22 protein-coding genes are annotated in these 15,501 nt (G+C 71.2%); 18 read left to right on the plus strand and 4 right to left on the minus strand.

Annotation, left to right across the window (positions count from 1 at the left end):
- The first annotated feature begins 101 nt into the window (after positions 1–101).
- From ABD948_RS20495 to ABD948_RS20540, 10 genes are all read left to right on the plus strand, one after another.
- Positions 102–701: an Rv1352/Rv1906c domain-containing protein gene (locus ABD948_RS20495; protein WP_345271738.1), complete on the plus strand. Its 600-nt coding sequence runs from the start codon at positions 102–104 to the stop codon at positions 699–701.
- A 92-nt stretch (positions 702–793) separates the two neighbouring features.
- On the plus strand, positions 794–1,111 hold the full coding sequence (locus ABD948_RS20500; RefSeq protein WP_345271739.1) for a hypothetical protein: 318 nt from the start codon (positions 794–796) through the stop codon (positions 1,109–1,111).
- Positions 1,112–1,247: 136 nt separating this feature from the next.
- A complete protein-coding gene (locus tag ABD948_RS20505; protein WP_345271740.1) occupies positions 1,248–1,781 on the plus strand; it encodes a DUF6932 family protein in 534 nt (177 codons plus the stop codon).
- Between the two features lie 205 nt (positions 1,782–1,986).
- Positions 1,987–2,718, plus strand: coding sequence for a hypothetical protein (locus tag ABD948_RS20510; protein WP_345271741.1), 732 nt, complete (start codon positions 1,987–1,989; stop codon positions 2,716–2,718).
- Positions 2,676–3,227 carry a helix-turn-helix domain-containing protein gene (locus tag ABD948_RS20515; protein ID WP_345271742.1) on the plus strand — a complete coding sequence of 184 codons (552 nt, stop codon included), beginning with the start codon at positions 2,676–2,678 and terminating at the stop codon, positions 3,225–3,227. The genes ABD948_RS20510 and ABD948_RS20515 overlap by 43 nt, the downstream gene beginning before the upstream one ends.
- A 122-nt stretch (positions 3,228–3,349) precedes the next feature.
- Positions 3,350–4,072: a GAF and ANTAR domain-containing protein gene (locus tag ABD948_RS20520; protein WP_345271743.1), complete on the plus strand. Its 723-nt coding sequence runs from the start codon at positions 3,350–3,352 to the stop codon at positions 4,070–4,072.
- A 117-nt stretch (positions 4,073–4,189) separates the two neighbouring features.
- Positions 4,190–4,345 (plus strand): hypothetical protein, encoded by a 156-nt coding sequence (locus ABD948_RS20525; protein WP_345271744.1) that lies wholly within the window; start codon positions 4,190–4,192, stop codon positions 4,343–4,345.
- Between the two features lie 46 nt (positions 4,346–4,391).
- Positions 4,392–4,655, plus strand: a complete 264-nt coding sequence (locus ABD948_RS20530) for a hypothetical protein (protein WP_345271745.1) — start codon at positions 4,392–4,394, stop codon at positions 4,653–4,655.
- Between the two features lie 64 nt (positions 4,656–4,719).
- Complete coding sequence (locus tag ABD948_RS20535; protein WP_345271746.1) at positions 4,720–4,878, plus strand: hypothetical protein; 159 nt, start codon at positions 4,720–4,722, stop codon at positions 4,876–4,878.
- Between the two features lie 94 nt (positions 4,879–4,972).
- Positions 4,973–5,662: a DUF4145 domain-containing protein gene (locus ABD948_RS20540; protein ID WP_345271747.1), complete on the plus strand. Its 690-nt coding sequence runs from the start codon at positions 4,973–4,975 to the stop codon at positions 5,660–5,662.
- A 238-nt stretch (positions 5,663–5,900) separates the two neighbouring features.
- Here ABD948_RS20540 and ABD948_RS20545 read toward each other — a convergent pair whose 3' ends face one another.
- The 4 genes from ABD948_RS20545 to ABD948_RS20560 are packed head-to-tail and all read right to left on the minus strand — an operon-like array spanning position 5,901 to position 7,135.
- Positions 5,901–6,155, minus strand: a complete 255-nt coding sequence (locus tag ABD948_RS20545; RefSeq protein WP_345271748.1) for a helix-turn-helix domain-containing protein — start codon at positions 6,153–6,155, stop codon at positions 5,901–5,903.
- Positions 6,156–6,159: 4 nt separating this feature from the next.
- On the minus strand, positions 6,160–6,471 hold the full coding sequence (locus ABD948_RS20550; protein WP_345271749.1) for a helix-turn-helix domain-containing protein: 312 nt from the start codon (positions 6,469–6,471) through the stop codon (positions 6,160–6,162).
- Positions 6,468–6,686 (minus strand): hypothetical protein, encoded by a 219-nt coding sequence (locus ABD948_RS20555; RefSeq protein ID WP_345271750.1) that lies wholly within the window; start codon positions 6,684–6,686, stop codon positions 6,468–6,470. Before ABD948_RS20555 ends, ABD948_RS20550 begins: the two co-directional genes overlap by 4 nt.
- Positions 6,683–7,135: a hypothetical protein gene (locus ABD948_RS20560; protein WP_345271751.1), complete on the minus strand. Its 453-nt coding sequence runs from the start codon at positions 7,133–7,135 to the stop codon at positions 6,683–6,685. The genes ABD948_RS20555 and ABD948_RS20560 overlap by 4 nt, the downstream gene beginning before the upstream one ends.
- Before the next feature lie 469 nt (positions 7,136–7,604).
- On the opposite strand from ABD948_RS20560, the gene ABD948_RS20565 reads away from it, so the two are divergent.
- The 8 genes from ABD948_RS20565 to ABD948_RS20600 all read left to right on the plus strand — a co-directional run bounded on the left by ABD948_RS20565 (position 7,605) and on the right by ABD948_RS20600 (position 15,493).
- Positions 7,605–9,056, plus strand: coding sequence for an RNA polymerase sigma factor (locus ABD948_RS20565; protein WP_345271752.1), 1,452 nt, complete (start codon positions 7,605–7,607; stop codon positions 9,054–9,056).
- Between the two features lie 94 nt (positions 9,057–9,150).
- Positions 9,151–9,930: an FkbM family methyltransferase gene (locus tag ABD948_RS20570; RefSeq protein ID WP_345271753.1), complete on the plus strand. Its 780-nt coding sequence runs from the start codon at positions 9,151–9,153 to the stop codon at positions 9,928–9,930.
- A gap of 16 nt (positions 9,931–9,946) precedes the next feature.
- Complete coding sequence (locus ABD948_RS20575; RefSeq protein ID WP_345271754.1) at positions 9,947–10,285, plus strand: hypothetical protein; 339 nt, start codon at positions 9,947–9,949, stop codon at positions 10,283–10,285.
- Between the two features lie 267 nt (positions 10,286–10,552).
- A complete protein-coding gene (gene egtA / locus ABD948_RS20580) occupies positions 10,553–11,806 on the plus strand; it encodes an ergothioneine biosynthesis glutamate--cysteine ligase EgtA (protein WP_345271755.1) in 1,254 nt (417 codons plus the stop codon).
- Positions 11,799–13,094, plus strand: coding sequence for an ergothioneine biosynthesis protein EgtB (gene egtB, locus ABD948_RS20585; RefSeq protein ID WP_345271756.1), 1,296 nt, complete (start codon positions 11,799–11,801; stop codon positions 13,092–13,094). Before egtA ends, egtB begins: the two co-directional genes overlap by 8 nt.
- On the plus strand, positions 13,094–13,861 hold the full coding sequence (egtC, locus tag ABD948_RS20590) for an ergothioneine biosynthesis protein EgtC (protein ID WP_345271757.1): 768 nt from the start codon (positions 13,094–13,096) through the stop codon (positions 13,859–13,861). The genes egtB and egtC overlap by 1 nt, the downstream gene beginning before the upstream one ends.
- Positions 13,858–14,838 carry an L-histidine N(alpha)-methyltransferase gene (gene egtD, locus ABD948_RS20595; protein WP_345271758.1) on the plus strand — a complete coding sequence of 327 codons (981 nt, stop codon included), beginning with the start codon at positions 13,858–13,860 and terminating at the stop codon, positions 14,836–14,838. Before egtC ends, egtD begins: the two co-directional genes overlap by 4 nt.
- A 70-nt stretch (positions 14,839–14,908) precedes the next feature.
- On the plus strand, positions 14,909–15,493 hold the full coding sequence (locus ABD948_RS20600) for a hypothetical protein (protein ID WP_345271759.1): 585 nt from the start codon (positions 14,909–14,911) through the stop codon (positions 15,491–15,493).
- The last annotated feature ends 8 nt before the right edge of the window (positions 15,494–15,501 follow it).

The following is a 15,501-nucleotide window of genomic DNA, read 5'->3' on the forward strand; positions in this document are numbered from 1 at the left end:
CAGGTCACGCTGCTCGTGGCGGCGTGAGGGGCATTCGCCGGCTGATGGCCTATCTCTGCAAGATCTGCACACGTCGCCGAGCCGCGACCTAGCCTGCCGCCATGAGTGACAGAGTCCTTCTCGTCATCGGCGCCATCGTGGTCACCGTCGCCACCGCCATCGGCGGGTTCGCCGTCGGCCGCATCACCGAGAACCCACGCGACTCCGAGGTCTACCAGGCCCTCGACGACAAGCACTTGCGCACCGTCGAGAAGCGCAAGACCGCCGAGGACGAGCTGAAGGTGGCGCAGCAGCAGGTGGAGAACATCCTGGGCTCAGTCCCTGCACGCGAGGCAGCGCTCGAAGAGGGCCAGGCGTTACTCACGAAGGCCCAGCAGAAGATGAAGCGCGAACAGACCACTCTCGAGGAGGCCACCGTCGCGGTGTCAAGGCGCGAGCGCGCCGTCGGCATAGTGGAGCGCGAGATCGCCCGCAACACCATCCCGGGCGACGGGGTCTACCGGGTTGGGCAGGACATGAAGCCCGGCACCTACCGGACCAGCGGCGGCACCAGCACCCCCTGCTACTGGTCGATCAACGCCGACGCCAACGGCGCCGACATCATCCAGAACAACATCGGCGAGGGACCGGCCCTGGTCTCGGTCAGCGAGGGACAGTTCTTCGAGACGACCCGCTGCCAGGAGTGGACCCTGCAGCAGTAGCTCGCGGCGCTAGTCAGCGCGGGAGGTCCAGTCCTCGCGGGCGTTCAGCCCCCGCGGATCAGCGCGCGCTCCGCACTGTCCTGCAGAACCTCGTGATCGACGTCCTCGCGGCGCTCGTGCTCGTCGTGCTCCCCGTCGTCACCACCGCCGAGGGTTGGGACGACGTCGAGTGGAGCGTCCTCGGTTTCCTGCTGGCCAAGACGGCCGCCGTGACGGCGCTGTCCTACGCCATGCGCGTGTGGCTCGACCGCTCCGGGCTGCCGACGCCGCTGCCACCCGAGGACACCGAGCCGACCGTCCCCGCCCCCGACGTCGTCGCTCAGGTCAGCCCGGCTGGCGGCCTGGTCGCCGGCCAGGGCGCGGCAGCCATCCCCACCGGTGCACCCGTCGACGTCACCGCCATGACCTGACCCACCCCGCGCGCAGCTGCACCCCCGTCGCCCCCCTGGGCGGCGGGGGCGCTGATCTGCGTTCAACAGGCGACGCGCGGCAATTCGGTATAGCCTCCGCGGATCGGAACCGCGACTCGAGGGGGTTGAGGCCGCGGTGGACCTCTCCGCGTTGATGCTGAACGGCAACCTTCTGCCGGGCAGGTGGCCAGCGACGCCGCAAGACATCGAGACCTACTTCGTGAACGGGCTCTCGGATCGACGACAAAGAATCTGGGCGGATTGGCTCGAGCTGACGCAAGCTCTGAGGGAGGCAACGCTCGACCAAGTTGCAACGGCGTGGTTGGGCGGCAGCTTTTTCACGGACACGGACGAGCCCGGAGACATCGACTGTGTCTACATCGTTGACTGGGTCGTGCTCCTGGCGGCGAGGGCACACGCGGACGCAGCACAGTTCCTTGAGGTGGTTGCAACGAGCCAGGCGTGCGATGCCTTCGACCTTCTGGTGGACTCCTACATACTCGAGTGGCATCCCTTCGCTGGCGTGCAGCCGCCACAGGCTGCGAAGGACTATCTTGAGAGGCGCGGGTACTGGGATGACCTGTGGTCTCGGCGACGTTCTACCGACCAGCGAGAAGACTCGCTGCCAGTCCACGGCTACTTGGAGGTGACGCTAGATGGCTTCCTCTGAGCCTGGCGCCCTCAACAGGTTGCTGGCACGAGCACGTAGCCTTCCCGAGCCCACCTGGGTGGGTCCGGGGGACCTGAGCCGGATGAGCTTTGAAGCGATCGTCACCAGGCGCGGTGAGATCAGGGACCGGGCCAGTCACGGGCGAGTCCGTCTCACCGGTCCCGGAGTCCGTGAGCACGCTGCCGATCTCGACGAGGTTGGCCTTGTGGCCACGCTCTGGCAACGGTGCATTACTGCCGTCGGCGCAGCTCTCGAGGGCACGCGCAGCGCATCGGGTCGAATCCCAGAGATCGTCCGTATCCGAACTCAGCTATCACTACAAGCGGGCTTTGCGCCCGGCTCAGTGCTGCTGGATGTGGTTCCAAAGAACCCCCCTATGGAGGAAGTCGCGCCCGAGGGGGAGCGACGGATGTTCGATGAACCCCGTCCGTTGGCCGATCGTGCCAGCGACACACTGCTGCAACTGCTGAGTGTTGCGGCCGCCGACGACTTCCAAGCTGGTGAGCGCTTGAGAACTGAGCTGGCGGAGCTCGGCCCACGCGTCGCCTCGTCGCTGCGAAACCTTGCCGACGTCCTACACAAGGCGCACTTCGACGTTGAGGCGTCTTGGGAGGAACCGGGAGCAGCGACGCACCGCACCCGAGTCACAGCTGGCCAATCTGGTTGGCTTACAGACTTCGTCCGCGGCCAGGACCTCGACGCCTACGAGACCGAAATCGCCGGCACTGTTCGCACGGTGAGCGACATGGCGAAGTGGGCAATCGAGACTCCCGAGGGCATGGAACACGTGAGCGCAGCGCAACTGCCTCCCAAGGAGGTGCGCAGCACATTGGTGGGCCAAGCAATCACGCTCGCCGTGCAAGTACGAGTGACCGAACGACCCGACGGTTCAACATGGCGCAACCTGACCGCGCTTCGGGTCCTGTCGCGAGAATGAACGCTGCCCAGCGACCTCCCGATCCGACGTGGATCAGCTACGTCGCCGCGGCCGACCTCGCCGGCGTCAGCCACACCACCATCCTCAACGCGATCCGCCGCGGCGAGCTCGGCCACCGCCCCACCATCGGCCGCCGCCTCTCAGTGAACCGGGCCAGCGTCGTCGAGTGGACCGCCGGCCGCGCCCGCGCCGCCGAGGACGCCGCCGAGCGAGCCCGGGAACGGGCGCTCGCGCACGCCGACACCCTCCCGCCGGCGTCCGACCACGACTGGCTCACCGGCCCCCAGGCCGCCGAGGTCCTCGGCGTCACGAAGAAGCGCGTCTCCCAACTGGTGCAGGCTGACCTGCTCCCACACGTCCGGAAGGGCCGGCGGACGTGGTTCGGGACTTCCGACGCGACCAGCTCGAGGTTGTCGCGGCCGCGCGCCGCGTCCGGTTTCACGGGGATGATCTCGCCTGAGGCGATCCGAGTGCCCTTGGGCAGCCCCCGGACCGTGCAGTCTGCTTAACACGTGCCCGAGGGCCTCCACGTCGGTACCCGAGTGCCGATCCCACACGCGGTCGGGTTGGTCACCCGGTCACCTCAGGGCGCTCACGGGGCACGTTCCGGCACTCTGGCATTCTGGACGCTGTGAACGACCCGGACTCCCCGCGCTCGCAACAGCAGGGTGACCGTCTCGCCGAAGCGGTCTCCTTGCTCGCAGCAGAACTCACCGCCGCGCCTGACCAGGACATCACCGCCGACCACGTCTGCCATGCCGCGGTCAAGCTGCTTGCCCCCTGCACCGCGGCGTCAGTGACCATCCGCGAAGGCCGCCACAACTTCCAGACGCTCAGCTCGAGCGACCAGACCTCACTCGATCTCGACTCCCTGCAGTACCGCCTCAGCGAGGGCCCCTGCTTTGACGTGGCCAGCGCACGCGTCGATGGAGTCTGGAGTGACGACCTCCGCGAGGAATCCCGCTGGCCTGAGTGGACTCGCCACGCCCTGGACGCAGGTGTGCACGGAGTCGTGGCGGTTCCGCTCCTGGCCGGCAACCATCGGCTCGGAGCGTTCAACCTCTACTCCCACGACCCCGGCGCTTGGACCGAGGACGACTACCACCTCGCGCAGCTCTTCACTGCTCACGCCACCGTGCCCCTGTCCTACGCCCACGAGGCGGACGGCCTCAGCACCGCGATCAGCAACCGCCACACCATCGGCATCGCCCAGGGCATCTTGATGAGGGACTACGACCTCGACGTCGCCGCGGCGTTCAAGGTCCTGCAGACCCTGTCCGCCGAACGCAACGTCAAGGTCCAACAGCTCGCGCAGCAGATCGTCGCCGAAGCTGAGCAATCACGCGGACGGTAAAGTCACCTCCTAGGCGCGGCCTTCGCTGATCGCATCCCCATGTGTCCCGCGAGGGCCGCGCCGCTAGAGTCGCCTCGGGCATTAGCGACGTCGGTGGCCGGGTGCACACTCGGGCCCGTGATCCTCCACGCCTCCCGCCGCCCCCACGGCGACACCACCGCCGACCCCGTCGAGTGGACCGTCGAGGCTTCCGACTACGCCGCCGCTCTGCAGCAGGCCCGCGCCGACGTCCCTAAAGGCTGGGACCTGCTCCACGTCCGCACGCAGGGCTGAGCCTGTCGTGGGTGGGTGGGCGCCGAAGCGCGGCGAGCACGGCACGATGGCCGAGCGGATCGCCCGCACCCGCGCCGGTCACGAGCAGCCCGTTGATGACCCGGCGTCGCTCCGGCCGCCGCGCAAGATCCGGCCCTGTTGGGTGCGCGACGCCGACGATCCCCGCGGCCACCACCCCGCCCTCCTCCTCGACTGGCGCCAGGACCCCACCGGCGTGTGGATGGGCCGCGTCTGCCACCAGCTGCTCGCCGACGACGGCTGGATCGTTGCCGAGGAGTGGCTGCCCGGCGACCGGCTCCGCCCTGCCTGACCTGTCGGTGACTCGTCCGAAGGGGGGCTGACGCCGAGAGCAGTTGCGTGGCAGAGTCCGCGCCATGGAAAACATGACTGACTTCGCGGTCGCCAGCCACGCCCTCGCAAACGCCTCCAGTGCTGGAGCTGACCGCGAGGTGCTTCAGGTGCTCGAGGAGCAGGCGAAGAACGCTCTGCGCCTGGTGATCAGCGAGCTGAATGGACAGCCCGGCATCCACTGAAAGCTGCCCCGCCGGTCGGCCGCGTTCGGCGTGACTGTCGATGCTCACCTCTTGCGCCGGCGCGGTGTCGGTGGGCTGACCTAGCCTCCTCGGCATGACGATCGACGTGGAGAATCAGCGCGGCTACTGCGGGCACTGCGAGCAGCCCTCTGGCTTTACCGCCCGACGAGTCGAGACGATTCACCCGTCCAGCGGGTATGGCGGACGCCTCCAGCCCAACGACGTGCAGCCAACAGCCACGATTGAGCACCTACTCGAGTGCACGTACTGCAAGGACCTGACGCTCGTTGTGGAGCGCAGACGGTGGGACATGGCGACGAACGAGGTCGTCGACAGGGTCACCGTGGTCTACCCGAAGCCTCCTCCTCGGCCCGTGCACCCGTCGGTGCCAACGCTTGTCGCGAGCCTCTTCTCAGAGGGCGCCGAGGCCGAGGCCGCAGGCCTGCTGCGCGGCGCAAGCATGCTCTACCGGTCCTGCGTCGAGGCGATGGCGAAAGAGCGAAGTGCCGAGGGCCGCGATCTCTACCAGCGGATCGAGGCAATGAAGTCCACGAAGGCGCTCGAAGCCGACTTGGCCGACGCCATGCACGAGGCCCGGCTGCTGGGCAACGACACTACGCACGACGGCATCGCCTACTCGGCTGAGGAGGTGGCCGACGTCGCCGAGCTTGTCAGCGAAGCGCTGCACCTGATCTACGTGCAGCCAGCGGAACGCGCGCGGTTCAAGCAGCTACGACAGGCGCGACGCGACAGCGCAAGGCGCGGCGGTGCGGCACGGCCATGAGCGTCAGGCCGGCGGGGGGCTCTCGAGCCACGCCTCGAAATCGCGGACCCGGTACAGCTCCTTCCCGACGCCGTTGCCGTGCCTGTCGCGGCTGAGCTTCTTTGCGCTGAGGTCGCCACGGTTCTTGGCTCGACGGATGGTGTCTTCGCTGACAACGCATGTGGGAGCAGCCTCGACTTGAGTCACCGCCAGGCGGGGAAGTGGCAGTGTGGCTCACGGTCGCGGACGGTCATTGCAGCTAGCGCCGCCCTTCCCAGTAGCGCGCGCTGCGTGCTGTCTGACCGGGTAACGCCCCCGGCACCCGCGGTTCGCGCTGGTCCGCTGGCGTCAACACGGTGTGCTCGGTGAGGACCGCTTCGAGCTGTGCCTCGGTGTAGCGGATCTGATTGCCGATCCGGACGTGCGGCCAGCCGTAGCGGAGGCGCCAGGCGGCGGCTCGTGCGGGGCTGACAGCGAGGATCTCGGCGACCTCGGCCTCGGTCAGGACTCGCATGCGCTTAGTGTGCGGCCTCGATCCATGCTTCGAGGTGCTCTCGTCTGATCCCCCAGCGTCCCCGCGGTGACCGCTGGCTGCCCTCCAGGTCTCCTCGCTCGAGCGCCTTGCGCAGGGTGTCCGGGTGAACGCCCGCCAGCTCGGCGCCCTGCCTGACCGTGAAGATCAGCCGGCCGGCGTGCGTCAGGGGAGGAGCGGACCCCGCCCGCTCAAGGACGGCGACGCGATCGGCAAGCTCGGCGACCTGGCGCCGAAGATCGGTCGTCGCATGGTCGACGAGCTGCTGCAGCAGCAGGGCGGGGTCCGCGGTGCTCATCCCGGCAGCCTGAGCCAGTCGTCGCCCCACAGCAGCAGCGGGTGCAGCCCCACGGCCGCCGCGAACTGGTCTGCCGCGCGCAGTGTGATCCGCCCGGTTTGCGTGGCTCGCACGTAGGCCTGCTCGAGACCGGTGGTGTGTGCAAGTCCGCTGGCCGTCAGCCCTCCGCGCAGGGCAATCTGGCGCAGCAGCGGCTCGGCCGGCAGCCCCGTCACAGCAGCCGCCCCTCGGCCAGCTGCACCTGGTAAGTCAGCGCCAGGGCCAACTCCTCGGCGTCGGTCAGCCCCAGCGTGAGGATGACCGTCGACTCCTTGTTGAGGTAACGGATCAGCCGGATGCGTGGAGCTCGCTGGCCGACCTGCTCGAGCGACACCTCGACGGATGCTGCGAGGACGCCCTCGGCGCAGAGCGTGCCGCGGTAGGCCGAGAGTGCCACCTCGAGGTCCCAGGTCGGGGTGTGCAGCGCCGAGAGGGGGTGCCGCGGGTCGATGCCGTGGCGGGCAGGGTCGTGCGCCAGGCCGCACCAGCTCGGACATGGCCGCTGCTCTGGGTGCTGCTCGCCGGAGCGGTACTCGATGGGGCGCAGGCCGAGCTTCTTCTCGAACTCGGGCTGGCCGGCGCCTTCCCCGGCGCCGGTCTGCTCGTTGGTGGATGATTCGGTCATGGTTCTTCGTGCCTCCGTTGCACATGGGATCTAGGCCCCTGGCCGGTGTGTCCGCACCGGTCGGGGGCTGCTCGGTTCGAGGGCGGCAGTCCGCAGAAAGTCCGCAGCACAACCGTCGTGGTCCAACGCTTCCCAACGCTGGTAGTCGCGTCGTCGCAGGTCAGCGCGCGGCGGCCCTCGACAACCAACGTCAGCCAACGCACGGGCCGCCAAGAAGCAGAAGAAGGCCGCCGCCAAGCAGGCGTGAGCCGGGCACCCGCGCGATGCTGCCCTCCGTGCGCTGAGGTGACGTTGAGCGGTGCCTGAGCGTTCGCTGAGAGCGCCGTGCGCTCGCGGGGCGGTGTCGGTTCACGACCCTCACCCACGGCGTGCCACAATAAACGTGCGGCTCTTGACACCTCCGGTGTTCGTCGCGCCCACAGTCAGACATCGACCGTCCTGGTGGCGGTCCAGTTCCTTCCGACGAGAGGTGTTCGTGTCCTCGAACGCGCGCAAGGTCCCCGCTGAGGTCCTCACCCACCCGGCCGTCACCGCACTCATCGATGCCGGTGCCGAGAGTGGTGCGGTATCGCCCGAGGCGGTGCGTCGCGCCAGCGACGACGCCGGCATCGAGCCCCAGCACCTCAAGGGCTTGCTCGCCCACCTGAGCTCGGTCGGCGTCTCGGTGGCGATGCCGCCGGCCGCTGCCCGTGGCCGCGTGGCCGCCGCGCCGGCGCCCACGAAGAAGACCACCTCCGCCCCGGCGAAGAAGGCGGCGGCGAAGAAGGCCGCACCGGCCAAGAAGGCGGCCCCCGCGAAGAAGGCGGGGGCCACCGCCGCTGCGACGCCGACGGCGGCCGCCGAGGTGGTGGGCCCCGACGGCAAGAAGGTCCTGCCCGACGTGCCCGACGAGCAGTTCGAGAAGGACGTCAAGGCCGACCCCACCATCAAGGAGGACGAGAAGTCCGCCTCCTTCGTGGTCTCGGCCGCCGACGACACCGACGAGCCCGAGCAGCAGGTCATGGTGGCCGGCGCCACCGCCGACCCGGTCAAGGACTACCTCAAGCAGATCGGCAAGGTCCCGCTCCTCAACGCCGAGATGGAGGTCGAGCTGGCCAAGCGCATCGAGGCCGGTCTGTTCTCGGAGGAGAAGCTGGCCAAGGGCGGCAAGATCTCCCCCAAGGTCCTCGAGGAGCTCGAGTGGATCTCCGAGGACGGCCGCCGCGCGAAGAACCACCTGCTCGAGGCCAACCTGCGCCTCGTGGTCTCGCTGGCCAAGCGCTACACCGGTCGCGGCATGCTCTTCCTGGACCTCATCCAGGAGGGCAACCTGGGCCTGATCCGTGCGGTCGAGAAGTTCGACTACACCAAGGGCTACAAGTTCTCCACCTACGCCACGTGGTGGATCCGCCAGGCCATCACCCGCGCCATGGCCGACCAGGCCCGCACCATCCGCATCCCGGTGCACATGGTCGAGGTCATCAACAAGCTGGCCCGCGTCCAGCGCCAGATGCTGCAGGACTTGGGTCGCGAGCCCACCCCGGAGGAGCTCGCCAAGGAGCTCGACATGACCCCCGAGAAGGTCATCGAGGTCCAGAAGTACGGCCGCGAGCCCATCTCGCTGCACACGCCCCTGGGCGAGGACGGCGACTCGGAGTTCGGCGACCTGATCGAGGACTCCGAGGCGATCGTGCCCGCCGACGCCGTCAGCTTCACGCTGCTGCAGGAGCAGCTGCACGCGGTGCTCGACACCCTCTCCGAGCGCGAGGCCGGCGTGGTCTCCATGCGCTTCGGCCTCACCGACGGCCAGCCCAAGACCCTCGACGAGATCGGCAAGGTCTACGGCGTCACGCGTGAGCGGATCCGCCAGATCGAGTCCAAGACCATGTCGAAGCTGCGTCACCCCAGCCGCTCGCAGGTCCTGCGCGACTACCTGGACTGACCGACCCGCCGGGCCCAGGCGCGCGCCCCGTCATCGCCGGCGTGAGAGCGTGGCCCGAGACGCGCACGCGTGAGCCGATCGGGAGGCGGGACGCATGGCCCTGTGGGGACGACGAGACCGACGTGGCGACGACGCCGCGGGCACCGGGCCCGCACCGGGCGCGGACGGCTGGGCCGAGGTGGCGTTCCGGCGTCGTCGCGTGCGCTTCGCCATCGACGACCCCGGCGACTCGGTGCAGAAGCACCTGGTCCGTGGCTCCTTCTACGAGCCGGGGCTGCTGCGGCGCCACGTGGAGATGGTGCCGCGCGGCACCACCGTGGTCGACGTCGGCGCCAACGTGGGCAACCACTGCGTCTTCTACGCGCTCTCCGGTGCCGGGCGGGTCTACCCCTTCGAGCCCAACCCGCGCGCCAACCTGCTGCTGCGCCGCACCGTGGCCGCCAACTCCGGTCTGGACGCCGTCGACCTGACCCACGTCGACCACGGGGTGGGCGCGGAGCCGGCCGAGCTGTTCCCCCACACGCCCGGCCGGCGCAACCTGGGCAGCACCCGGCTGGCCGAGCGCGGTGAGGCGGGGGAGGCGCCGGTGCAGGTCGTGCCGCTGGACTCGCTGACGCTGCAGGGGCGCGTCACGCTGCTCAAGATCGACGTCGAGGGCATGGAGCTGGCCGTCCTCGCCGGAGCGGAGCGCCTGGTCGCCGAGCACCGTCCGGCGCTCGCCATCGAGGTCGACGACGAGAGCCAGGACGCCTTCTGGGACTGGGCGGAGCACTGCCGGTACCACGTGGTGCACGCGGTGAAGATGTACCGGCGCAACATCAACTACGTGTGCATCCCTCGCGGGTCGGGTCGGTCGCCCGCGATTCACCTGTAGCGGGTAGATTCGTTACATGGCTCGAGCGAGACGGCGCAACATCGCCACCGGCATGGACAAGATCGTCACCGACCTGGTGACGCGCTGCGAGGACCCCCTGCGCGACCTGGACGCCTACGACCGGCTCGAGGAGATCGACCTCGACCGGGTGCCCGGCTGGCTCGAGGACGTGCGGGTGGCCGAGCGCAGCCTGCAGCGGTTCCGCCAGCAGCTGGAGGCGCTGGTCGGGGAGCGGCGCTGCGGCTGGTGCGACGAGCCCATCTACGGTCGGCCCGACCGCGCCTTCTGCTCCACCCGCTGCCGGGTGGCCAACCACCGTGCGAACAAGAAGCAGCGCGAGGCCGCCGACGCCTGAGCGGGGCTGGGGGCAGGTTCACCTGCCTCCCGCCGTGACGCGGTCGATCGTTCACCCGCGAGGGTGAATGTCGTGACGTCGATCGGGTACCGATGGCTCGTCCACGACTGATCGCCGTCGTGGGCGACAGCACCAGCAGCACCGGCAGCACCACAGCACCACAGCACCGCACGTGCACGACCTGGGACGGCCCCGCGGCCGCCCCCGCACCGACCCGCGGTCGGTCCACCTCGGTGGCCCGGCCGGTCCGGACCTGGAGGGGGCCTCATGACCGCACCGATCCTCGCCTGCGACGAGCTCACGCTCGACGAGGCCGACCCGGTGGCCGACGCCTGCGCACACATCGCGGCCGCAGCGCTCACACCCAGCCCCGTGGGTCGGGTGGGTCTCGAGCTGGAGCTGCACCTGGTGGACCTCGCCGACCCCGGCCGTCGACCGGACTGGACGCGGGTCCAGGAGCTGCTGGCCACCGTGCCGCCGTGCCCGCACGGCAGCACCGTGACCGTCGAGCCCGGCGGTCAGGTGGAGCTCTCCACCCCGCCGGCCCCCGACCTCAGCACCGCCGTGGCGTGGCTGCAGGCCGACCGCGAGGTGCTGCGGGAGGCCACCGGGGCGCTCGGCCTGGGTGCCGCGCCGCTCGGCGCGGACCCGGCCCGCCCCGTGGAGCGCAGCAACCCGAACCCGCGCTACGTCGCGATGGAGGAGCACTTCGCCAGCCGCGGGTGCTCCCTGCCCGGCCGCTCGATGATGACGGCGACCGCGGCGCTCCAGGTCAACCTCGACGCCGGTCCGCCGGCCCTGTGGTCCAGTCGCCTGGCGCACCTGCGGGCGCTGGTGCCGATGCTGGTGGCGGCCTCCTCGACCTCGCCGTGGCTGGGCGGGCGTGCCTCTGGCTGGCACTCGATGCGCCAGCAGTGCTGGGACGGCATCGACCACGGCCGCAGCGACCCGATCCCGGTGGGGGAGCCCACCGTGGCGTGGGCGCTCTACGCCCTCAACGCACCGGTGATGCTGCTGCGCCAGCCCGACGGCACGGTGCCGGTCACCGAGCGCATCACCCTGGGCGACTGGCTGCGCGACCCCGCCCGGCTCGGGCGGGCAGCCGACCGGGCCGACCTCGACTACCACCTGACGACGCTCTTCCCGCCCGTGCGCCCCCGCGGCTACCTGGAGCTGCGCTGCCTCGACGCGCTGCCCGACCGCTGGTGGCCGGCCGTGGCGAACCTCGCCGTCGTCCTGGCCGACGACCCGGTGGCCGCCGACGCCGCCGCCGAGCTGTGCGCGCCCGTGGCCGGCGCGTGGGCCACCGCGGCCCGCGACGGCCTGGCCGACCCGGCGATGCGTCGCGCGGTGGCCGGGTGCACCGATCTGGCGGCGCGCCGCGCCCCGGCGGCGTTGCGCGCCCAGGCCGAGGCGCTGGCCCAGCTGGCCGCCGACGGCCGCAGCCCGGCCGACGAGCTGCGTCGTCGCGCCGAGACCGACGGCCCGACCCGACTGCTGGAGGAGGAGGCCCGTGCGTGAGCAGGCCGCCCGCGGACTGGAGACCGCCCGCGCCCGCACCCTGGCGCTGACCGACCTCGACGAGCGTGAGCTCACCACCCAGCACAGCCCGCTGATGAGCCCGCTGGTCTGGGACCTCGCGCACATCGGCCAGCAGGAGGACCTCTGGCTGCTGCGCGGTGGCGACGCCCGCCGTCAAGGCCTGATCTCGGCGCAGGTCGAGAGGCTCTACGACGCCTTCGAGCACCCCCGCGCCACCCGGGTGAGCCTGCCGCTGATGAGCTCGCGCGAGGCGCGCGGCTACCTCGGCGAGGTGCGCCACCGGGTGCTCGACGGGCTCGACCGCGCCCCCGAGGAGCAGCTGTTCGGTTACGGCATGGTCGAGCAGCACGAGCAGCAGCACGTGGAGACCATGCTGGCCACTCACCAGCTGCGCGACGGCGAGCCGCTGCTGGGCCACGGCGCCCCGCTGCCGGCGGGTCGCGAGGTGCCCGCGGCACGCCGCGAGGACGCCGTCCTGGTGCCGGCCGGCCCCTTCCGCCTGGGCGTCGACGGCACCGAGGAGCCGTTCTCGCTCGACAACGAGCGCCCGGCGCACCAGGTGGACCTGCCGGCGTTCCGGATCGCGCGGGTGCCGGTCAGCAACGCGCAGTGGCGCGAGTTCATGGCCGCCGGCGGCTACGACGACCCCGCCTGGTGGTCCGAGCGCGGCTGGGCGCACCGGTGCGAGGCAGGGCTGGAGCGCCCGCTGTTCTGGGCCGCCGACGGTTCGCGACGCCGCTTCGGCGTCGTCGAGCAGGTGCCCGACGACGAGCCCGTGCAGCACGTGAGCTTCTTCGAGGCCGAGGCCTTCGCCACCTGGGCCGGCGCCCGCCTGCCCACCGAGCAGGAGTGGGAGAAGGCCTGCACCTGGGACCCCGCCGCCGGGCACGACGGCGCACCCGAGGGTCGACGGCGCCGCTGGCCGTGGGGGGAGTCCGCTCCCACCCCGGCGCTCGCCAACCTCGGCGGCACGGCCTTGCGCCCCGCCCCGGTCGGCGCCTACCCGGCCGGCGCCTCCGCGTACGGCGTGGAGCAGATGATCGGGGAGGTCTGGGAGTGGACCTCCTCGGGCTTCGAGGCGTGGCCGGGCTTCACGCCGATGCTCTACGCCGACTACAGCGCCCCGTTCTTCGGCGGTGACTACCGTGTGCTGCGCGGCGGCTCCTGGGCCGTCGACGGCGCCGCGGTGCGCCCCTCCTTCCGCAACTGGGACCACCCCCAGCGCCGACAGATCTTCTGCGGCCTGCGCCTGGCCTGGGACGCCTGATGTGCCGCCACCTCGCCTGGCTGGGAGAGCCCCGCAGCCTGGCGGACCTGGTGCTCGCCCCCGAGCACGGGTTGCTGCGACAGAGCTACCAGCCGCGTCGGCAGTCCCACGGGCTGGTGAACGCCGACGGCTGGGGGGTGGGCTGGCACGACCCCGCGCACCCCGACCACCCGCACCCCGTGCGCTGGCGCTCGGCGCAGCCGCTGTGGAACGCCGCAGCGTTCGCCGCCGTCGCGCCGCTGCTGCACGCCGGGTCGGTGGTGGCCGCCGTCCGCTCGGCCACGGTGGGCATGCCGCCCGACGAGACCGCCGCCGCACCGTTCGCCGGCGGACCCGACGGTCGCTGGCTGGTCTCGCACAACGGCCGCGTCGACCGCTCGGTGCTGCCCTTCCGGCACGACGCGGAGTCGGTCTGCGACTCCGCCGTGCTGGCCGCGCACGTGCTGGCCCTGGGCCCCGACCGGCTCGCCGCCACGGTCATCGAGGTGGCCGCCGCCGACCCCGGTGCCCGGCTCTCCCTGCTCCTCGGCGACGGCGAGCGGGTGCTCGCCGTCAGCTGGGGCGACCCGATGGCCTACCTCGAGCGCCCCGACGGCGTCGTGGTGGCCAGCGAGCCCTACGACGACGACCCGCGCTGGGTCGACGTGCCCGACCGGCACCACCTCGAGGTCACCCCCGCGGGCCAGGTCGTCGTCACGCCGCTCGACCCCGCACCGCCCCCCACACCCGCTCCCATCCACTCCTCCCGAGAGGCAGCCACCCCATGACCCTCGCCCCGCCCGAGGTGCACCTCGACGCCGGCAGCCTGGCCAGGCAGATGGCGCACGACGTGCACGACGGACTCTCGAGCCGCCCGCTGACCCTGCCGCCGAAGTACTTCTACGACGCGCACGGCAGCGAGCTGTTCGACCAGATCACCCGGTTGCCGGAGTACTACCCGACCCGTACCGAGCGCGCCATCCTGGAGGCGCACGTCGAGGAGATCGCCGCGCTCACCGGCGCACGCACCCTGGTCGAGCTGGGCAGCGGCACCTCGGAGAAGACCCGGCTGCTGCTCGACACCCTCCGCGGCGCCGGCACCCTGCAGCGGTTCGTCCCGTTCGACGTCGACCCGGCGGTGCTGGAGCTCGCCAGCGTCGCGATCTCGGCCGAGATGCCCGAGGTCGCCGTCACCCCGGTGGTGGGCGACTTCGAGCGTCACCTGGGTCAGCTCGGCCTCGCCGGCGGCGACTCTCCGTGCCTGCTGGCCTTCCTCGGCTCGACCATCGGCAACCTCGACCCGGCGCAGCGCGCCTCGTTCCTGGCCGGCGTCCGCTCGGCGCTGACCCGCGACGACGCCTTCCTGCTGGGCCTGGACCTGGTCAAGGACCCCGAGCGCCTGGTGGACGCCTACGACGACGCGCAGGGCGTGACGGCGGCGTTCAACAAGAACGTGCTGAGCGTGATCAACCGCCAGCTCGACGCCGACGCCGACCTGTCGTGCTTCGAGCACGTGGCCCGGTGGGTGCCCGAGCACGAGTGGATCGAGATGCGGCTGCGCTCGACGATCGAGCAGCGCCTGCACGTGCGGGCGCTGGACCTCGAGGTGTTCCTGGAGCGCGGCGAGGAGATCCGCACCGAGATCTCCAGCAAGTTCCGCCGCGAGGGGATCGCCGCCGAGCTGGCCGCGGCCGGGCTGGACCTCGAGCACTGGTGGACCGATCCCGCAGGCGACTTCGCGCTGCTGCTCGCGCGGCCCGTCTGAGGAGGCAACCCACGGGTGGTGTCGTGCGTCTCCTGAGCAGACCCCACGTCCGCGACAGCCTGGAGGCACCGTGCCCGCCCTGACCGCCCGACTCCGGAACCGACCCGCCGCGCGCCGGTGGCTGCTGACAGCTGCCACCGGTGCCCTCGGCGCCACCCTGCTGACGGCCGTCCCGGCACACGCCGACGGCGTCCGCCTGACCGACCCCGCCGACGCCACCGCCTCGCTGGCCGACGTCCGCGAGGTGACCCTGCGCCACACCGCCCGCCGCGTGGTGGTCGTCGTCCGGGTCACCGACCTGCGCCGCTCCGCGCGCAGCGGCCCGGCGGGCGCGGCCGTCTTCTACGACACGAACCGGTCGGTGGCCGGGCCGGAGTGGCGCCTGACCACCGGACTCCACGACGGCACCGACTACCAGCTGGTGCGCAGCCGCGGCTGGAACGGCACGGTGGGGGAGCCCTCCTCGTGCGGCTACCGGGTGCGGCTGGACTACGCCGCCGACACGATGACCTCCTGGGTCGCCCGTCGCTGCCTGGGCAACCCGCCGCGGGTGCGGGTCGGCGTGCACGTGGTGGACCAACACGACCCCTCGCACCCGGTGGAGGACTGGCTGGGCGCCGCGCGCAGCTGGACCCCGGCCTTCGCACCCGGCTGAGCCGGGCC

It is taken from the genome of Nocardioides nanhaiensis (genome assembly GCF_039542785.1).
Classification (GTDB): domain Bacteria; phylum Actinomycetota; class Actinomycetes; order Propionibacteriales; family Nocardioidaceae; genus Nocardioides; species Nocardioides nanhaiensis.